General features: G+C 66.6%; 22 protein-coding genes and 1 pseudogene. 3 read left to right on the top strand and 20 right to left on the bottom strand.

Features of this window, described 5'->3' with window-relative positions:
- Positions 1-32: 32 nt before the first annotated feature.
- The 19 genes and pseudogenes from AC1VNM_RS15365 to AC1VNM_RS15455 all read right to left on the bottom strand — a co-directional run bounded on the left by AC1VNM_RS15365 (position 33) and on the right by AC1VNM_RS15455 (position 14,963).
- Positions 33-374: a hypothetical protein gene (locus AC1VNM_RS15365; protein ID WP_483107462.1), complete on the bottom strand. Its 342-nt coding sequence runs from the start codon at positions 372-374 to the stop codon at positions 33-35.
- 114 nt (positions 375-488) lie between these two features.
- Positions 489-1,451, bottom strand: coding sequence for a phage tail tube protein (locus AC1VNM_RS15370; RefSeq protein ID WP_483107463.1), 963 nt, complete (start codon positions 1,449-1,451; stop codon positions 489-491).
- A 20-nt stretch (positions 1,452-1,471) separates the two neighbouring features.
- Positions 1,472-1,681 (bottom strand): hypothetical protein, encoded by a 210-nt coding sequence (locus AC1VNM_RS15375; RefSeq protein ID WP_483107464.1) that lies wholly within the window; start codon positions 1,679-1,681, stop codon positions 1,472-1,474.
- Positions 1,682-1,703: 22 nt separating this feature from the next.
- The gene (locus tag AC1VNM_RS15380; protein WP_483107465.1) at positions 1,704-2,153 is read right to left on the bottom strand and encodes a hypothetical protein; all 450 of its coding nucleotides are present in this window, start codon (positions 2,151-2,153) and stop codon (positions 1,704-1,706) included.
- Complete coding sequence (locus AC1VNM_RS15385; RefSeq protein ID WP_483107466.1) at positions 2,150-2,455, bottom strand: head-tail joining protein; 306 nt, start codon at positions 2,453-2,455, stop codon at positions 2,150-2,152. The genes AC1VNM_RS15380 and AC1VNM_RS15385 overlap by 4 nt, the downstream gene beginning before the upstream one ends.
- 3 nt (positions 2,456-2,458) lie before the next feature.
- A complete protein-coding gene (locus AC1VNM_RS15390) occupies positions 2,459-2,797 on the bottom strand; it encodes a hypothetical protein (protein WP_483107467.1) in 339 nt (112 codons plus the stop codon).
- 117 nt (positions 2,798-2,914) lie between these two features.
- Positions 2,915-4,870, bottom strand: coding sequence for a phage major capsid protein (locus tag AC1VNM_RS15395; protein ID WP_483107468.1), 1,956 nt, complete (start codon positions 4,868-4,870; stop codon positions 2,915-2,917).
- Positions 4,867-6,471, bottom strand: a complete 1,605-nt coding sequence (locus AC1VNM_RS15400; protein WP_483107469.1) for a phage portal protein — start codon at positions 6,469-6,471, stop codon at positions 4,867-4,869. Before AC1VNM_RS15400 ends, AC1VNM_RS15395 begins: the two co-directional genes overlap by 4 nt.
- A 2-nt stretch (positions 6,472-6,473) precedes the next feature.
- A complete protein-coding gene (locus AC1VNM_RS15405) occupies positions 6,474-6,995 on the bottom strand; it encodes a hypothetical protein (RefSeq protein WP_483107470.1) in 522 nt (173 codons plus the stop codon).
- A 14-nt stretch (positions 6,996-7,009) separates the two neighbouring features.
- Positions 7,010-9,220 carry a phage terminase large subunit family protein gene (locus tag AC1VNM_RS15410; protein ID WP_483107471.1) on the bottom strand — a complete coding sequence of 737 codons (2,211 nt, stop codon included), beginning with the start codon at positions 9,218-9,220 and terminating at the stop codon, positions 7,010-7,012.
- Positions 9,171-9,749, bottom strand: a complete 579-nt coding sequence (locus tag AC1VNM_RS15415; protein ID WP_483107472.1) for a hypothetical protein — start codon at positions 9,747-9,749, stop codon at positions 9,171-9,173. The genes AC1VNM_RS15410 and AC1VNM_RS15415 overlap by 50 nt, the downstream gene beginning before the upstream one ends.
- A gap of 242 nt (positions 9,750-9,991) precedes the next feature.
- Positions 9,992-10,747, bottom strand: a complete 756-nt coding sequence (locus AC1VNM_RS15420; RefSeq protein WP_483107473.1) for a hypothetical protein — start codon at positions 10,745-10,747, stop codon at positions 9,992-9,994.
- A 126-nt stretch (positions 10,748-10,873) separates the two neighbouring features.
- On the bottom strand, positions 10,874-11,302 hold the full coding sequence (locus AC1VNM_RS15425) for a hypothetical protein (RefSeq protein ID WP_483107474.1): 429 nt from the start codon (positions 11,300-11,302) through the stop codon (positions 10,874-10,876).
- Entirely contained in the window at positions 11,302-12,753 is a 1,452-nt protein-coding gene (locus AC1VNM_RS15430; protein WP_483107475.1) for a replicative DNA helicase, read from the bottom strand. Before AC1VNM_RS15430 ends, AC1VNM_RS15425 begins: the two co-directional genes overlap by 1 nt.
- On the bottom strand, positions 12,750-13,121 hold the full coding sequence (locus AC1VNM_RS15435; RefSeq protein WP_483109355.1) for a hypothetical protein: 372 nt from the start codon (positions 13,119-13,121) through the stop codon (positions 12,750-12,752). The genes AC1VNM_RS15430 and AC1VNM_RS15435 overlap by 4 nt, the downstream gene beginning before the upstream one ends.
- 261 nt (positions 13,122-13,382) lie before the next feature.
- Positions 13,383-13,640 (bottom strand): annotated as a pseudogene (locus AC1VNM_RS15440) (helix-turn-helix domain-containing protein); the annotation flags it as partial.
- Between the two features lie 88 nt (positions 13,641-13,728).
- Positions 13,729-14,022, bottom strand: coding sequence for a hypothetical protein (locus AC1VNM_RS15445; protein ID WP_483107476.1), 294 nt, complete (start codon positions 14,020-14,022; stop codon positions 13,729-13,731).
- Positions 14,023-14,077: 55 nt separating this feature from the next.
- The gene (locus tag AC1VNM_RS15450; RefSeq protein WP_483107477.1) at positions 14,078-14,590 is read right to left on the bottom strand and encodes a phage regulatory CII family protein; all 513 of its coding nucleotides are present in this window, start codon (positions 14,588-14,590) and stop codon (positions 14,078-14,080) included.
- A gap of 88 nt (positions 14,591-14,678) precedes the next feature.
- Positions 14,679-14,963 carry a Cro/CI family transcriptional regulator gene (locus tag AC1VNM_RS15455; protein WP_483107478.1) on the bottom strand — a complete coding sequence of 95 codons (285 nt, stop codon included), beginning with the start codon at positions 14,961-14,963 and terminating at the stop codon, positions 14,679-14,681.
- Between the two features lie 140 nt (positions 14,964-15,103).
- On the opposite strand from AC1VNM_RS15455, the gene AC1VNM_RS15460 reads away from it, so the two are divergent.
- Positions 15,104-15,568 carry a helix-turn-helix domain-containing protein gene (locus AC1VNM_RS15460; protein WP_483107479.1) on the top strand — a complete coding sequence of 155 codons (465 nt, stop codon included), beginning with the start codon at positions 15,104-15,106 and terminating at the stop codon, positions 15,566-15,568.
- Positions 15,569-16,108: 540 nt separating this feature from the next.
- Here the strand turns inward: AC1VNM_RS15460 and AC1VNM_RS15465 are convergent.
- The gene (locus AC1VNM_RS15465) at positions 16,109-16,549 is read right to left on the bottom strand and encodes a hypothetical protein (protein WP_483107480.1); all 441 of its coding nucleotides are present in this window, start codon (positions 16,547-16,549) and stop codon (positions 16,109-16,111) included.
- Positions 16,550-16,614: 65 nt separating this feature from the next.
- On the opposite strand from AC1VNM_RS15465, the gene AC1VNM_RS15470 reads away from it, so the two are divergent.
- Positions 16,615-16,911 carry a hypothetical protein gene (locus tag AC1VNM_RS15470; RefSeq protein ID WP_483107481.1) on the top strand — a complete coding sequence of 99 codons (297 nt, stop codon included), beginning with the start codon at positions 16,615-16,617 and terminating at the stop codon, positions 16,909-16,911.
- On the top strand, positions 16,908-17,261 hold the full coding sequence (locus AC1VNM_RS15475; protein ID WP_483107482.1) for a hypothetical protein: 354 nt from the start codon (positions 16,908-16,910) through the stop codon (positions 17,259-17,261). Before AC1VNM_RS15470 ends, AC1VNM_RS15475 begins: the two co-directional genes overlap by 4 nt.

The raw sequence follows: 17,261 nt of genomic DNA on the forward strand, positions 1-17,261 counted from the left end.
CTCACCGCGCGCCAGCAGCCGGCCGGTCTCGGTTAGTTTTTTTCCTTAGCCCCGAACTCCTTCAGGTAGGACTGATACGCAGCGAACGCCGCACCGGGGAAGTTGAAGAGAGCCGCCAGCGCGTCAGCGCAGAAGTCGGCCGGCTTGCCCGTGCTCTCCTCCAGCACCAGCGTCTGGCCGGTCCAGCCCTTGGTCACGTCGGTCATGAAGTCCTTGACGGTCTGGCTGTCGTCCTTGACGCGCTCGGAGACCTCGGCTTGGTTCAGGCGCTCGCACTGCAGCGAGAACTTGAACGTGGTCGGCTTTTCGCCGTCATTGACGACGAGGCGGACCGGCACGTTGACGATGGGGGCGACGGCGAACTTGTAAGACATAGATGCTCCTGAGAATCTGAAACGACAGCGGCCCCGGACAGATCGCCGGGGCCGCGCAGCTGGGCGCCTGTGCGCCCGATGGATGTGGATGAAGCCGCCTCGCAGCGGCGGGAGTTACAGCAGGATCAGACGCAGCTCGTCGTTGCCGCTTTTCGGCACGAAGCGCAGGTCATAGCTGGCCATGGCGCGGCCGTTGTAGTCCTCATAGTTCGGACTCAACCGCTGCACCGCGGGGCCGAACAGCAGGACCGTGTTGCCGGCCTGCGTTCCGAACTGATAGGACAGGGCGCTGACCACGTTGGCCTTCACGTCCGCCATGGCCGCCACGTACTGCGCGGGCGTCAGGTCCAGCGAGACCTTGCCGCTGACCGCGCGGCCCGTCAGGTCGATGCCTTCACCGCTGGTCAGCGGGACGAACTGCACTTCGTTGCCCAGGCTGAGCGACAGGCCCTTGCCCGGGTAACCCTGACCACCGGTCACGGCGCCCGCCGTCAGCGTGCCGCCCAGCGTCACGTCGCCGCTGTTCGCATCGTTGATGACGACGGGGGTCTTGAACGCGCTGAGCGTTGTGGCGGGCGTGGCCGCCACCGTGTCGCCGCCGTCGATCCCCTGGAAGGTGAACTTCAGCTTCGGGATCTCGCCGATGCCTGCGCTGATCTCGCAGTTGCCACGGGCACCGAGCAGCTTGTGCAGCACGCCATCCATGAAGTAGTAGATGGTCACGCTCGGCACGTTGTCCGTGATGGGCGTGTACTCGATGCGGGCAGGCGTCGCCGCCGTGGTCTCTGCGAAGCCGCACGCGCACAGCAGCGCGCCCCAGGGCGGCGCGGTGCCCGCGGTGCCACTGCCAGCCAGCTCGATGTCAAAGGAGACCTCCTTGTAGGCGGTCCCAACGAGCTGCTCGCTGCCGCCGAAGTAGGCCCGCACGTTGTCGCGGTCCACGTTCGTCGCGTTGAGCGGGTTGATGCTCTGGTTGGAGACCAGCAGCGCATTGGCCGCGCCGGTCGGGGCGGCATCGACGCCCACGGTGGCCTCCTTCGCCGCCAGGATGGCGGACTTTCGCGTATAGCGGGGCATTCTGTTGCTCCTTCTTTAGATCAGCGTGCGCGCTTCTTTGCCGCGGTGTCCGCGACCTCCGCGCCGTCGGTGACGGCGACTTGCTCCCGCCAGTCCAGGCCGGCCGCCTCCGCCGTCGCTTGATCGGACGGCCGCAGGCCGCCGTCTTCGTCGCGGATCCACTGGCCGCCGACGGGCGGCAGCGGCTCGGGGTTGCCCTCGGTGGGCTCGATACGAGTCTTGGTGTTCATCGTCGTTTGGGTAATGGGTTGGTCAGGTGTCGGAGAGCAGCGAGCCCGGCTGCGTTCGATGCAGCACGGTGAACGCGAGCCGCACGGTCGCGATGGAGGTGTCCGCCTCAGCGATGTCCCACTCAACGCGCGGGGCGCCCATGGCCTCCACCACAGCAGGGCAGAAGTCACCCAGGCGCAGCAGTCGGGCATATGCATCGCACAGCAGCACGTCCAGGGCGTCCTCAGGCTCCTGGCCGGGCTGAGCGCGCGCCTGCAGCTCCACGACTACGGTGGTGCGCCAGTCCCGCGGTCCAGCCGTGTGCTCGTCGTCGCCCTGGGCGACAGCCGGCAACACCAGGGCGGCGGAGGACTGCCCGCTCTGGAGCGGTCGGGGCTGGCCGCGACGGACGTTTCCGTTCGCCACGGCCGGCTCGGCCTGAAGTGCCCGCTTCGCGGCGAGCGTCACGTCACTGAAGCCGGACGCGCTCATGCGACCTCGCTGAGCTTCAGCACCGTCAGGCCAGTGCCGTCGGGTTCGTGCTCGCGCACTGCAAAGCGTCGAGAGTCACCGCGATGCATGAGCTGCAGCGGCGCATCGGTCACGTTCGCCGGAACAACGGAGCTGGGCAGGCGATATTGAGGCCGACTCGCGGCGACACCGAAACCGCCAAGGGCATCGACCGCCGTGGGCTCCTCGAAGATCCCGAGGACCGGGGCGCCGGCCAGCTCAGCCGGCGTTCCCTCCAACTTCATCAGCTCCAGCAGATCCGCGTCGGTCTCGCCGGCCGCCATGTCTTAGCCCTTGGCCGGGTTCGCCGGCACGACGCCGGCAGCCTGCAACGCCGCGGCGACGGCCGCGGCCACGGTGGTCGCCATGCGCTCGTCGGCGGCAGCCTGGGCGTCAGCCACCTTGCCGGCTTCGGCGTTGGCCAGCTTCTTGGCGGCCTTGGCGCGCTCCTGATACTCGGCGATCAGCTCCTCGGTGGCGACGCGCACCTTGCCAGCTGCAGCCAGCTCCATGGCGAGGTCGGGCGGGACTTGCTTGAGCACCGTGCCAGCCTCGATGGGCTGCGCGTCGATACGGGTGGGCTCGATGACGATCAGGTCAACGGGCTTGGCGGACTGTTGGAACATCAGAGGTCTCCAAATGGAAAAGCCCGCGCAGGCGAAGCCGGGCGGGCGAGAAAAGAAAGGGTCTTCCGGCCGTCGCGTCAAACGACGGCAGCCGGCTCAGAACGCGGCCTCGGGCGATCAGCCGGCCAGCGCGTCGTCCATCACCGAGAAGTCGGCCGCGCGGCGCGCGCCCGTATCGACGAAGGCATTCAGCAGCAGGCGGTTCAAACCGTTGGCAGCCAGACTCACCTCGTCCAGCAGCAGCTCGATGGCGCCGAACTGGGCCATCACGAACATTTCCCAGTTGCTGCCGAAGATCAGCGAGCTGCACACGCCTGCGCTCGTGCCCTTGGTCAGGCCGTTGGGCACGATGTTCGTGACCTCCGCGCGGTAGCCATTCAGCGGCGTGCTCCCGTTCTCCCAGATGAAGGGGAGATTGGCCGCCTTCTGGGTGGTCTTGAACGTGCCACGCGAGCGCGTGTTGATGAGGTAGCCGCTGCGTGCGTCCGGTTCGGCGTTGACGTTGGCGCAGGCGCTCTCCAAGGCCACGGCATGCGCCCAGGTGGGCGACGCACCGTTGGTGCCACCCACGACCGAACCCACGCCACTGGTGTTGCGCAGGCCGCGCGGCTGGCCCGCAGCGCCCGAACCGTTGATGGCCGCCGTCTCGAACTGCACCTGATACTCGGACATCACATCCTGGCGCAGCAGCGGCTCCACCGCCATCGCCGATTGGATGACCGCCTGCTTGCTGAACTCAATGACGCCGCCGATGCGCTTGGGCGTCAGGCTGACCTTGCCGGTGTTGACCTGGGTGGTCGCGGCGCCGGCCACTTCGGTCAGCCAGCTCAGCGCAGCACCCGAAGTCTTGCGCGGCAGATCCACGTTGCCAGTCAGCCCGAACAGCATCGTGGCACCCAGGCGGCCCATGGCCAGACGGTTCCGCAGCACGTCGGCGAACATATCGTCGCGCAGCGACGTGGGCACGAGATTGCCGGCCTCGGCCGCGGTGCCCACGTTGAACGAACGGCTCATCACGTCCATCGGGAGCAGCAGGCCCCGCGAGGTGCCGCCGAACATCTTGGCAGCGGCTTCGCTGGCTTCGCGCTCCAGGCCGGCCGCCTTCCAGTCGCCGGTCACCATGGCGGCCACCGCGCGAGCCACGCTGTAGCGGCCCACGTCTTTGTCGCTCATGCCGATGTGCGCGTTCCGCGTGTCGCTGTGCTTGCTGGTCATGCGCTGGATCACCAGCTCCTGCAGCTGCTCGGGCGTGTGCCCTTCGCGGCAAGCGGTCTGCACGTCGGCGATGTTGATGTAGGCGGCATAGCGCTGGCCAAGGCCCAGGAGGGCGTCACGGCGGGCCAGATCGGCGTTCTCCGTCGGCTGGGTCGGGTTTTCAATCGGTTGCGGCATGGAACGGTTTTCCTTCGGCGTTGCGGGAATGGTTGCAGTCGTGGCCAACGTGGCCGCGGAGGGGGAAGTGAAGAGGTCGGCGCTGCGGCCGACGCCCACCGAGTGATCGGCGGGAATGGTCACCATGGACAGCTCGTAAGGCTCCCAATCGGTGATTCGGTAGGTGCGGATGCCTTCCTCATCGGACTCCAGCACCATCGCGGACACGGCATAGCCGACCGAGACATGGCGCAGCACGCCGTTGAGAACTTGGCGCCAGCGCTTCTCAGCCTCCTCAGAGGTGTCGAAGCGCACCACTGCGCGACAGACGCGATCCGCGCCGATGCTGACGCTTTCGACCACGCCAATGAGGCCATCGCGGTCGTGGTTGAACAGCAGCGGCGCACCATCCATGAGGCGCGCAAGGCGGATGCTGTCGGTCGTGCAGTCCAGCACCTCGAAGCCGAACCAGCGCGGCACGGGCGCCTCGCTGGCCCATGCGATCTCGACGGTTCGTGCCTCCTCGTTAATGCTTTCCTTGTCGACCTTGGCGTACAGGCGCAGCACATCGGACGCATGCAGTCGCACAGCGAGTTGCTGCGGCGTCTCGCCGACCGGGGCAGCCATGGCCCGCTCGGCCACGGCAGGGCCTGCCATCGCCAGGGCTGCAGCCACGAGGGCTGCGCGCTGGAACTTGCTCATTCTTCGAGCTCCTTTTCTTCTTCAGGGTTGGCAGCGGCCGTGGCCGCCTTGGATGGCGGCGGCCCGACCTGAGCCGCCCCCAGGGTCACGCCGTGCGCGGCCAGGATCTCGCTCTCCTGCGCCAGCTCGGCCACGTTGTCCTCGAAGTCGCCGCCCTTCGCTGCCACGACCTGGGTGCGCGTGATGAAGCCCTCCTCCCGAGCAATGCGCGCCGCATTGACCTCCTTGAGCGGGTCCACCCAGTCCCAACCTCGGCCGCGGAACTGCACTCCGGCCAGGTACTTGTCCAGCTTGCTCGCTGGAAGCGCCGCGCCGCTGGGTAGCCGGATCGCTCCGGCCAACAGGCTCAGCTGCAGCCACTCACGGAACACGGGAAGCACCCATGCCCCGATGAACCAGTGCGCAACACCGCGCCAGCCGTCGCGCTCCCCCAGCTCAGCGATTCGAGCCGAGCTGTAGTTCACGCCGCTCATGTCACCGCTGAGGTTGTGATGGGCCACGTTGAGGCCGGCCGCAATGTCCTGTTTCACCGCATTGGTGAAGGGGCCGAAGGCATCGCTCGGATACTTCGGATCAAATCCCACGAACGTGACGCCGGGCGGCAGCAGATCCACAGCGCCAGGGCGCAGCTCTTTGCTAAGGTCGCCCTCGGCGTCGGGCTTGACGCCCAGCTCCTCGGGCCGAAGCGGCCCGCCCTCACCGGCCGTCTGCTGCAGAAACCCCATCTGCGAGGCTCCCGCACGAGCTGCAAACACCGCGCTTTCCGAGAAGCCCGCCAGCATGTGCGAGCCCAGCAGAACCGCATGCGACCACGGCACGCCGCGCGCTTGCTCCGGGTCGATGGCCACGAAGCCGTGAAGCATGTCGCCGGCCGGAACTCGTTCAGCATTGCGCGTGGCCCGGGCATCGAGCGGGTTGGCCCGCAGCACATGGAGGAACTCAGCGCGCCCCACGCTGCTGCGCTCCACGCCCAGCACCACCTCATTGCCCGAGCCCAACGCATCGGCGTTGGCGCTGTGGTCCAAGCGATCGGTCGCGAGCAGCTGAACCTGATAGCGCCACTTGTTGGGTGCGCCACGTAGATGCCGGCCCAGAAACTCACCATCCCGAGCGACCATTTCAAGCTGCAGGCGACAGGCTTCGCCGAAGCTGAACTTCCCCGATGCGTCGCAGTTGCCCGCTTGGCAGAACTCCATCCAAGCAGCCTCGATGGCGTCATTGGCCAGCTTGTCCAGCTTCCATTTGTAGCCGTCGGCATCCTTGACCCAATCCCCGCATTGCATCCGCAGCGGGAAGCCTGCAGGCCCCACCCCGCCATTGCGCACGAGGTTCAGGAAGCGACGGCCCTGGCCAGTATTGCGAGACCAGTGCCGGCTGCGAGCCTTGAGCACCGGCAGCGCGCTGCGCAACAGGCTGTTTATGGAGGCATCCCAGGTTGGCCATCCCGCAGAAAGCACCGTGGACTGGGAAGCTGCAAAACTGCGCTGCGCTCGCAGCGGAGCGGCCATCGGCTGACCCGTCTGCCGCCGCGCCTCCATGGCGGCGCGGAAGTCGCGCAGGATGCTGCTGCCGGGCTCGCTGAACGTCTTGAAGCCGCCCATGGTCAACGCGTCCCGAAGTAGATGCGGGCACCGAGCGGTCGCCCTTCTTCACGCGCGCATTCGCGCTCCCAGTAGCCGATCACTCGCAGGATCTCCTGCGCGCTGTTGAACTCCTGCTCGCGATCACCGACCTTGTAGCGGCGCCGCGTGGGCGACCATGCGGCCATAGCGGCGCGAGCGTCGTCCAGCGCTCGGCGCGCGAGGCTCCGACTGTCGGTTCCCGCGGCGGCCTCCCGCGGATCGGGTTCGATCACGCACTGACCGCGCTCGACGGTGCAGACATTGATGCCATCGACAGCCGTGCACGCCCACGAGTAGGCGCCCGGCGCCCAATCCTTCGTCACCGCCGCGGCAACATTGACGCGATGCGTCGATCCCTCCGACTGGCTGTCGAAGTTGATCCGTTGTCCCGAAGCCGCTCGGGGAATCAGGGTGTAGAGGAGCTGCCAGCCCGCACTCGCCGGATAGGCGGTGCAGTTCTTGGCGAAGCTGAGCGTGTCGCCCGCAATGATGTTCTGTTGCATGTGCTCTCCTAGGTCTAGACACCGGCCGAGGCCCAGCTGCGCACGAAGCTGGACTGCGACCGGCGAGGTGGCGATGGCGCCGCTGCGTACTGCCGCACGGCGCTGAAGTCGATGACCTGCAGCTCGGGCTCCGGCTCTGGATCCGGCTCCACGACTCGCTCTGGCGGAGCCGTATGCCGCCCCTCAGCCGGCACCGCATGCGCCGCACTCGCAGGTGCAGGCGTTTGCATATCGGTTGCTCGCGGTTGCACCGCAGGCGCAGTCGGTTGCACGCGCGGCGCAACCAGTTGCACCGGCAGCGCGCCTGTCGGCTGGTCAAACAGATCCGGGTGGCGCGGCGCGAACAGCTGCTCGCGCGCCCGCCAGACGGTCTCGGCGTGCTGACCGCTCATCGTGTAGAGGTACGCGGCGTAGCCGTACACCTCGCAGTCCCATGCCTCGTTTCGCACCCCGCTAGGACACTCCCACCACAGCACTCGATTGCCGGTCTTTCCGTCCTTGCGCCAGACACGTCGCTCCGCCCGCAACTGCTGGTAGTAGTCGGCGCCGAAGCCGAGAGGCATGTGGCAGTAGCCGGGCCCGCGTTCGACGATGGCCAGGCGGCCGTCGATCAGGTTTTTGATGGCCTGCGTTCCGACCCAGCGCAGCTCTGCGCCTCCAGGGACCGGCTTGCCGCGCCACGTGTATTCGTAGGTCTTCGGCCGCCCGAGCTTCGGATGGTCATAAGCCTTCGCCCCGCGGATCGCGAACCAGTGCTTGCCGCGGAGCTTCGCCGCGCGCGTGAACGCATACACGTCTTCCGCGTGGTGGCCGCCTGCGTCGATGGCCGCAGCATCCACCCGCATGACCTGACCGCTTGCGTGCGTAATCGGTGCTTCCAGCAGCTGAGCCAACTTGGCCCAAGTCTCCGGCTGAGCGGGGCTGCCGAAAATCTCGCCGTGCCAGATGCCCCAGCTCTCCTCGCCACGGCCGTAGGCGCGAATCGCGATGGCAAGCCGGTTGTCCTGCGTGTCCACGCCAGCGACAGCGACCAAGCCGCCTTGCGGGCAGGTCATCAACTCATAAGCCTCTGCGCGGTTCTGCAGGTCCCCTGCACCGACCTGATTGCGAACGGTCTCGCTGTAGGTCTCCCCCAGCATGTTGTTGGTGAAGGTCTTCAGCTTGTTCTCGTCACCCTTCGCAGCAATCCAGTCGATCACCAGCTGGGGCCACGGTCGCCACCCGAGGGGAGCCCCCATCGCGTTCAACCCCAACCAGCTCGCCACTCCCGGCTCGCCGACGGCCGTCGCTTCCCAGAACGCGAGTCCCGCGGCCTTGGCCTCCGCCTCGCTCATCCCAGGCGCACGCGGCGCGTAGTTCCGAGCCTTCCAAGCTGCCTCGTTGTTCAGCGCGCCACACTCGCAGCATGCGTATGCAGCCGAATCTGGGTCGCCGTCGCGCCACTTCATCTGCGACCACACCAGCGTCTGCGGATGACCGCAGTCTGGGCAGTGCATGTACCACTTCCGCTGATCGCCGCGCTTCACATTCGCGGCGATGTTGCTCGCGCCCTCCACCGTCGGGGTGGAGTCGCCGTAAATCTTGGCCCGGTTTCCGAAGTTCGCCGCTCGCGCGGTCGCGAGGCTGATCGTTCCGCCCTGGTTGTCGATGTCAGCGGGGTACTCGTCGCACTCCTCAAACTTGATGTAGCGATAGGTCGCCGACTTCAGAGCGCCGACACGGTTCGCACCCACCAGACGCATGACGCCGCCTGGGTAGCGCTTGCGCATCTTGGTGTTGCCGCTCCCCTTCTCGCCGCCCGACCGAATGCGCTTCCGCAGTGCGGCGGTGTTCGCGCGCATGGGCTCGAAGCGCTGCAGCTCCCACTGCTTCCCGTCGTCCAGCGTTGGGAAGACGACGAGGAGCGAGCCGGCCGCCGCGCAGACCCAAGCGCCGATCATGTTCTCGCCCGACACAGACCCGCCCACCTGGTGAGGCTTCTGCCACCAACCCTCGCGGAACGGGCTGCCGGGGGACATCGTGCGCTGGATGTCGATCAGGTACGGCGTCCGCGTGTTGCGGAAGGGCCCTGGCTCCGGTGTGTCTGGCGGCAGGATCCGGTTGTCCTCGGCCCATTGATCGACCAGCACCTTGGCGTCCGGTCGCAGCGCGTCCGAGATGGCCCGGCGCACCGCGTCAATCGACGCCCGAGCCCCCTTCGCCGTCGCCGTCGTCTTCGTCGTCATCGTCTTGCATGACGCCGCGCGTCAGGATCTGGTCTGCGAAGACGCTCAGAGCGCGTTCCAGCTCATTGGTCACGATCTGCTCGCAGCGCAGCGGGTCGGATTCGACGCTCAGCGCATCCTTGACCCGCGCGCCGATGTGGCCGAGCGAATCGCGCAGCGCCCTGAACTCGGTGAATCGCAGCCGCGCGACCTCAGCCTTGTCCACGAGGCTCCCGCGCTCGCGGTCCAGCTCAAGCTGCTCCCGGTCACGGCGGATCTGCTCGCGTTCGGTGCGGGCGCGCTTGTAGGCGTCATCATCCGAGGACTGCGGCCCATCGTCGTCGCCCGCGTCATCAGCGCCTCGCCCCGAAGGCCCCGCGCTGACATCGACCCGAGCGGCCTTGGTGCGGCTGACATCGAGGTTGGCCCTGCGCCACGTGTCGGCGGCCTCGAAAGAGTCCACCGGCATGCCTGCTTTGACCGCCTTGGCCACCGCTTGCTTGCTGATTCCGAGCAGCTCACCGAGCTGCGAGTAGCTGAGCTTTCCCATTCGTCAACCGTCAACCGTCAACCGTCAACCAAGTGAGAGGACCAGCGAAGGCACTTATGACGTGGCCCGAATGACCTCACGTCGCCGGGACCTGGGAGGGACCCACCCCGCCCTCGCTCGCGCCGAGCCCTCGCTGCTGCCGCCCGGCCGCCTGGGCGGCAGGCACTGCACGCCTTTACCCCCCGCGCCCGCCGTGCAGTGGCAGACGCGGCGAGCTATCGAGCAGCAGCAGCGAAGACTCATCAGCGCCGGTATGCCGACGCCCTGACCTGCGCGATGGCCTCGCGGCGCGCATCCGGCAGCGCATCCACCGCAGCGCGATTCGCAATCGACGTGAAGTCGTAGCGCGGCCGATACGCCGTCGCCTTCTTGAACAAGAACACCGGCAGCACTCCACGCCCGATGAACTCCCGCAGGTAGATGCCGGGAGAGAGCCGCGTTCCGGGCTTGGCCACGAAGTACCGCCCGCCCGCGCGACGCTGCGCCGCGATCTGCTTGCCCGCGTCATGGGGCATGTTCCGGGTGTGACCCGCGGTCAGCGTGATCCGCAGCTGGCTCAGGATCTGGATGATCTGTCCACGGCTCGGATTGCCGTAGGCATCGCGTTTGCAGCCGCCACCGGGAACGCATTGGTAGCCGCTCGGCATGTGGCCAGCGAGCTGCAGCGCCTTCTCGAATCGCTTGACGCGCCGGGCACCGCCCGACACCTGCGGCTCCAGGTACACAGCCGCGGGCGTACCCATCCGACTTGCGGCCCTGTCGTCCTTGAACCAGACCTCAGCGACTGGCCTCTGCACCGTCGCGCGCCGCATGAACAGCGAGCGCTGCGTGTACGGATTGGGCCTGTCGATCACTGCCGGCAGCGCGCGCTCCTGCGCAGCCTTCACCGCCTGCGCCACCTTGGTCGCAGTCAGGATGCCGGCGAAGCGGACCTGTCGATCCGACTCGCCAAGTGCCGCGCGAACTGCCCGCGTGTCCAGATCAAACGTGAATTTCACGGCAGTCCTATCGCCCAAAAGGAACGCCCGGCAGACCGTCAAGCCTGCCGGGCGTTACCGCCTCGCTTCCCTCTCTCACCCCTCGAAGGCTTGCGCCGACGCGCTAACCCCCAAGGTGCCCGAACTCTAGCGGTTGGTGATATTCCGTAAAACAGCTGACTGCAGGCGAGCATCGTTCTCTCGCTGGTTCTCTCGTCCTTGAGCCTTGTCCGCGAGCCAGTTGCTGATCGCCTTGTGTGCCTGACAGACGCGAGACCGCACCGTCGGCACCGGCACCACGAGCATGCGGGCATGGTCAGCTGCACCTCCACGTCCGAGATAAACGACCTCGACAGTGCGGCGCAGCTCGGACGGCAACGCGATCACTGCGCAGTCGGTTTCCTCCGCTTCAATGGCCATCGTCGGGATGGGGATCGGGTCATGGGCGCCGCGCGAGCTGCCAGCCAGCGCCGCCAGCATGTTCACGCTGGCATACCCCAGACCGCCCACGCCGGGGCCAGCCTTCCACCTCGACCAGTTGAGCAGTCTGCGCTCGATGTCTTCCAGCTTTCGCATTAGTTCAGCCCTCCACCGCTGTATCCGCTCTTTGCGCTACCGGCGCCGAACGATGGCACCGGCCCGTCCCAGTTCTCGAAGCGCTGATGCGCGCCGATGAATCGCGCGTTGACGACGCCGGTCGCTCCGTTCTTGCACTTGGCGAAGTTGATTTGCGCCCATTGCTCGTTCTCGCCCGTCTTGCGCCGCATCGCCTCCCGATGCAGAAGCGCCACCACGTCGGCAGCGCCCTCGATGTCGCCGGAATCGCGCAGATGGTTCATCTGCGGCAGCGACCCCATCGGCATCTCATCGGCCTTCCGGCTCAGCTGCGACAAAAGAATGACGGCCACACCTTCGTCCTTGGCCAGCTTCTTCAGCCCATTGCTGATGTCGCCCAGCAGCTGGTTGCGGTTCTCCTTCTCGCCGGTCATGAGCTGGAGGTAGTCGATGACGACGAGCTTGAGAGGTCGCCCCTTCTGACCCGGCCGCGGCATCAGAGCCCGCTTCGCCTGCTTCACCTTCCGACGCACATCCGAGAGGGTCAGGCCAGCCTGATCGTCCAGCATTAGCGCTCGCTCTTGGATCTCGTCCGACGCTTCGGCCAGACCCTTCCACATGCGATCAGGCTCCTTCGCCTTCACCGGGTTGCGGAGGTCTGACAGGTTCACGTGCGCCACGTTCGCCACGGCGCGACTGCCCCACGTCGCCAGCGAGTCCTCCTGGGTCAGCAGCAGGACGCCCCAGGCGCGCGACGTGTTCAATGCGACGGTCCCCACCATCGCAGACTTACCCATGCTGGGACGCGCGCCGAGCACCATCAAATCGCCTTCGCGCAGCCCGCCGCCCAGTTGATCGTCAATATCGCGCAGGCCGGTCTCGATCATCGTGACCCGCCCCTCCACCAAGTCCTCCATGTGCTGCATCAGGCTCAGCATCACCTCGCCTGCCGGCACTGGCCCGCGTTCGTCCCGCCCCTCGGCGAGGCGCAGGAGGTCGCCCGCGGTTTTGTCCACGATGCTCGCGACATCCTCGCCCGCAACCTGTTCGCTACCGACCTGCTCCGCCAGCGCAGCCGACTGCAACTCTTGTGCAACCCGGAGCAACTCGCGGCGCCGCCACAGCTCCGTGAGCCGCTCGGCGTAGTAGCCGACATTCGACGCGCTCGGTACTCCCTGGGCCAGTGCGTTGAGGTAGGCCAGCTCGTGGGCACCGGCATCGAACACTGTCACCACATCGACCGGACGATGACGGGCATGCAGCGCCCGGATGCTCAGGTAGATCGCGCGATGGACGGCGAAGTAGAACGCGGAGTCGTTCGGCAGGATCTGCTCAGCGCGGTCGAACGCGTCGCGTCCGCCAATCAGCAGCCCGCCCAGCAGAGACTGCTCGACCTGCTCACTCCGCGGCGGGACGATCATCGGGCGCTCGACCGACATCGGCGGCTCTGGCCGCATGTCGTGCCCGGTCATGCCTGCACCCGCTCGGCGGCGTCGAGCTGCTCGAAGAAGCGCTGCGCCTGTTGACCTTCGGTCGTCAGCGTGTAGCCGTCACCAGTGGCACGCCAGAGGCGATAGGCGCAGGTCTCAACGGAGTCCCGGAAGGCGCGCCGCCAATCGCGCTGACGCTTCCCCGCGCCAAGGCGTCGCCGCTTGAACTGGCGCCAAGCCAACGCGACGAACTCGCCCGGCAGCCCAGCCTGCTCGGCGTAGGCCCACACCGGGTCGTCTGGCGCGATGGCCTGCTCGCCCCGCTCGCGACATCTCTCCAGCCAGTCCTTGAGGCTCAACAGCTCCATCGGAGACCCGAGCGTCTCATCCTCGCGCCCTCGTTCACTCATGCGAAGGGGATCAAGCCCCCGAGAGGGGGTTGGGGGAGTATTGGTATGAGGGGTATTGGTAATTCGGGGGCAGGCCGTGCCGGGTTTCGAGTCGTCCCGTGCCGTGTTTTCCGCGGCGGGGGCGGAGCTAGAAGCGGCAGGCCGTACCGCCTTTTCTCGCCGGGGCGTCTGAGCTGCCGCGAGCTGTAGAACGCCCATTTGCAGGAGGTACTCGTTGCTGTTGCCGCGACCACCTCCGCGTGAGGTCCGCACCAGCCCCATGGCCTCTAGGCTTCGCAGCGCGTTGCGGACGCAGCGCTCCGAGAAGGCCGTGCGCTCTGACAGGCGAGCGACGCCCGGCCAGCAGCATCCGCTGTCGTCAGCCATATCGGCCAGTTGCATGAGCACGCCCTTCTGGGGCGGCGACAGACGGCGGCCTGGTTGCGTGGGGTCCAACGTGGCGCGAGCTGCGGCGCGCTTGATGGCCCATCGCTGAGATTCGACGGGTGAGCTACTCATCGGGTGGTGATTCCGGTTCATTTGGGCAAAGCAACTCCCTGCAGCGCCGCAGCTCGGCGTCGCATGGAGCGATCGGGTTCGGATTTGGGTGGCGCTATCGGCGCATGCGCTAGCCTTCTTCGCCAACCTGCGCGGGCCACTGGCCCATCACGGCTGCCAGGGCGGCACTGCCGTCCTCAGCTTGATCACACGCGGCGCGCCGAGCGCCGTACAGCTTCAGCGGCCGTCGGCTCCAGCGCGTCCGGCGCTCGCCCACCGGCTCGATCTCGCCGGCACGCTTCATGTTCTCAACAGCCCGTCGCACCAACTCCATTTCGGACGGCGCGCGAGTGTTGATGAGGCCCTGAGCTTCGAGCCGCTGCGCAAGGTCGCGCCACGTGGCGCCCTCTTGCGCAGCAGCCATGTGCTCGGCCACCGCTTTACGAATGCCTCCACGTGGCCGCATCGTCGTTTCCTTGTCAGCAGGTCAGGGCAGCGCCCTGGGACCGGTGCAGCGCAGCGTTGCGCGCTGACGCGTCGTTGATGAGCGCTTTGCCGGCGACCAACAGCTCGCCCCACGCCTTGATGACCCCCGCCAGCTCGTTGTTGGTCACACGGTTGTCCTGCACGGCGAGGGAGTAGACGGAGATCAACTCCCCGAACTCGACCGCCATTGCCGCCACCGTGTCGGCGCACGACGTTGCGCTGGCCACCGCGGGCAGCGGGATGGCCACGTGGTCGAACTCCAGCGCCATCGCATGAAGGGCTCGCATATCGCCGGAGGCGTGCATCACGCGCAGCAGATCAGCCACTCCCAGCTTGGCGCGGCTGTCGGGACCGCGGTCGCTCAGCTCGTTGCGCAGGGTGCCCGGCGCCTTCCCCAGCGTGGCGCCATGCCGCACGTAGCCATCCGTGGTCGCCTCGACCGTGCCGCGCACCGCGGCCATTACGCGTGTCACCGCTCCGGCGATCCACTCAGCGTTTCCGCTCATGTGTATGTGTCCCATCTTTTTTTACACACGGGATCGAAAGAACCACCGCACAATGCGGCCTTGTTCGCTCCCGACCCCCTTGACTCACTCAATGCAACGGGTTACCGCGCACCACATGCCAGCTCACCTTGGGGCACAGTTCCTCGCACGTGACAGGTGCTCCGTGGGAGCGCGTAACGCGTTCGATGTCCGGGGCGCGCTCGGTGGGGATTCCCCTGGCGATCCAGTTCGTGATCGCTCCTCGGGTTACGTTGAGAAGTTCGGCGAGCTTGGATTTGCTGCCCACAGCCGCAGCGGCGCGAGCCATCACCGCAGCGCGTGCGGCGCGTTCGGCGTCGCCGGAATGGTCCGGGTGCGAAGACGTGGTGTTCATAGGGACCGGATTACACACTTTGTTTAGTTTCCAGTCAACACGCTTGTTTAATCTCCAGTAAACGCCTTGTGTACGCTGACGCCATGACTAAAGCTGATCGTGTAATCGACCGCGCCTTGGCCCTCGCGAAGAAGCGGGGCATGAACCAGACGGAGTTCGGCGAAGCCATGGGGGGCGTGACCCCGGCCATGGTTACCAACTGGAAGAAGCGGGACATGCCCAGCGATCAGCACGGAAAAGCTGCGGCGGCTCTCGGGATAACGGTGGAGGAGCTGCTGGGTACGCGAACAGGAGTCAGCGTCGGCGACCCTGGATGGCCGTTGCGCTCAATCTCGCGCGACGCGCTCGCTGCGCTGCCCGCGGCGAAGCTGGAGCAGATTGACCAGATCCTCGCGGCGGTCCTTGGAACGCCAGTGCCACCGGACTGGCGCAGCTCAGCGTTCACCCTTGCGGGCGAACTGGACAAGATGATGAAGACCACGCACAACCTGACCCTTATGGAGACGGTGGACAAGCACCACATGGAAAGGGTGGCTGAGCACCAGCGCCAGCATTCGGGCGATCAGCTGAGCCATCACACCCGCAAGAAGCAGGAGCACGCATGAACACGCATCCGCGCCCTCAAGTGGTCGAAATCAATGACCCGATGGAGTGCGACATCTATTTGGCAAGCCCGCCGGTAACTCCGGGCGAGGGTCAAGGTCGCGTGTGTGCACAGTGCGGGCACTCAACCTGGGCGCGCACTGCGAGTTGCATGTGGTGTGGCTTTGAGCGATTCGCGCACACCAACAGAGTGGGGATTGCGCTACTGGCTGCGCTTTGTGCGGCAATTGTTGCGAGAATTTACGCCCTGTAACGGCGCCGACAAAATGGCGTCAAGAGGGGAGTAGTCCAAGTGACGGGTGATAGCAGTACAAGACGCGCGGCCGACGCGTTTCTAGCAACGATGCGACAACAAGCCGAGGATTCGGCTGAGGCCAGTCGCGCCAATAAAACCGATGAGGAGCGGGCCGCGGTCCAACACGTGTACATCAACCGCGCGAGCAGATGCACGATTGTGATCGGCGGAGGCTTTCCGCCGCCGCGGCGCCGTCAGCGCTGATCCCCTCGCATAAGGCCCCAGGCACCCCCTGGGGCCTTTTGTTTTATGCAGCCGCAGCCGTGAGCTGCTGGAACACCTGTGGCCCGCCCACGGCAACGAACGCGCGACCATCCTCGAGCTGAACCCGGAAGCAGACATCAGTCCGGTTGCCGCCGAGAAGTGCACCGCCCAGCGCGCCGGCAGCGCCGAACGCCACCGCCCCGGCGACAGCCCAGCCCGCCGACGCGGCCACGCTCTTGGCCCGCTCGGTGGAAAGAAGCTCGACGGCGGTCAACGGCATAGCGACCGCGTTCGGAAGAAGAGACCCGCCTACGCGCGCCATCGACACCAGGCCGCCGCGCGCCTGCACCGACCAATCGCCGGCCTCGAAATCCCCACCCACGATCCGCATACGCCCCGACATCCGTGCCTCCTGTAAGAGCGCGGGAGGGTAGCAGAGCGCCCTCAGGCCCTGTCCGCCCTTCGCCCAGTTGCGCCAGCGCATTACACATCTTGTTGACACTTATTTAAACAAGGTGTGTAATTGCGTTTATCAACAGGGAGGCAGCGATGCACCAGAGCTTGTTTAATCCGTTGCGTCAGGCGCTGCGCCTGAATCCCCGCGGCTTGCTGCGATGGCTCAAGGCACGCGCGCTGCGCATCCGACTCACCGAACTTGAGCACCAGCTGTGCACCCTGCAGCAGCACATGGCCATCGACCAACAGCTGGCAGCGATGACCACGCGCATTCAGCGCGACCGAGTTCTAGTGAGCCGCATGCACGCCGACGGCCTCCTTGAGCGCCAACTGTCCACGCAGGTGACGGCGTTGCGAATCGCCATCGCCCGCCTGGAGCAGCCGACATGACCGCCAAACCCCTGAGCAAGGCCGCAGCCGACGCCATCCGCGACCTGATTCTCACCACGGCCCGCCAGCACAAGGCGAGCAGTGCATCACTGCCGTCCAGCGTTGATCCGCGGACCTACATGGAAGTTGCCACCGCAGAGATCGCCGCGACGCTGTTCGGCGCCGTGTGCGGCGTCGAAGCGGAACTGCAGCTGCGACGCGTGCTCTGCAAAGAGACCTCCTCCCACGCCTTCGGCCCGGCCCTTCGCGCCGACGCCGAGTCGATCGCTGCGAAGGCCCGCCGCGTGCGCGCGCCATCGCTCCCCCGCCCCTCGCGTCGATTCATCGACCTCACCCACCCCCAGGACTGA

It is taken from the genome of Mitsuaria sp. MSU3D, from assembly GCF_056867975.1.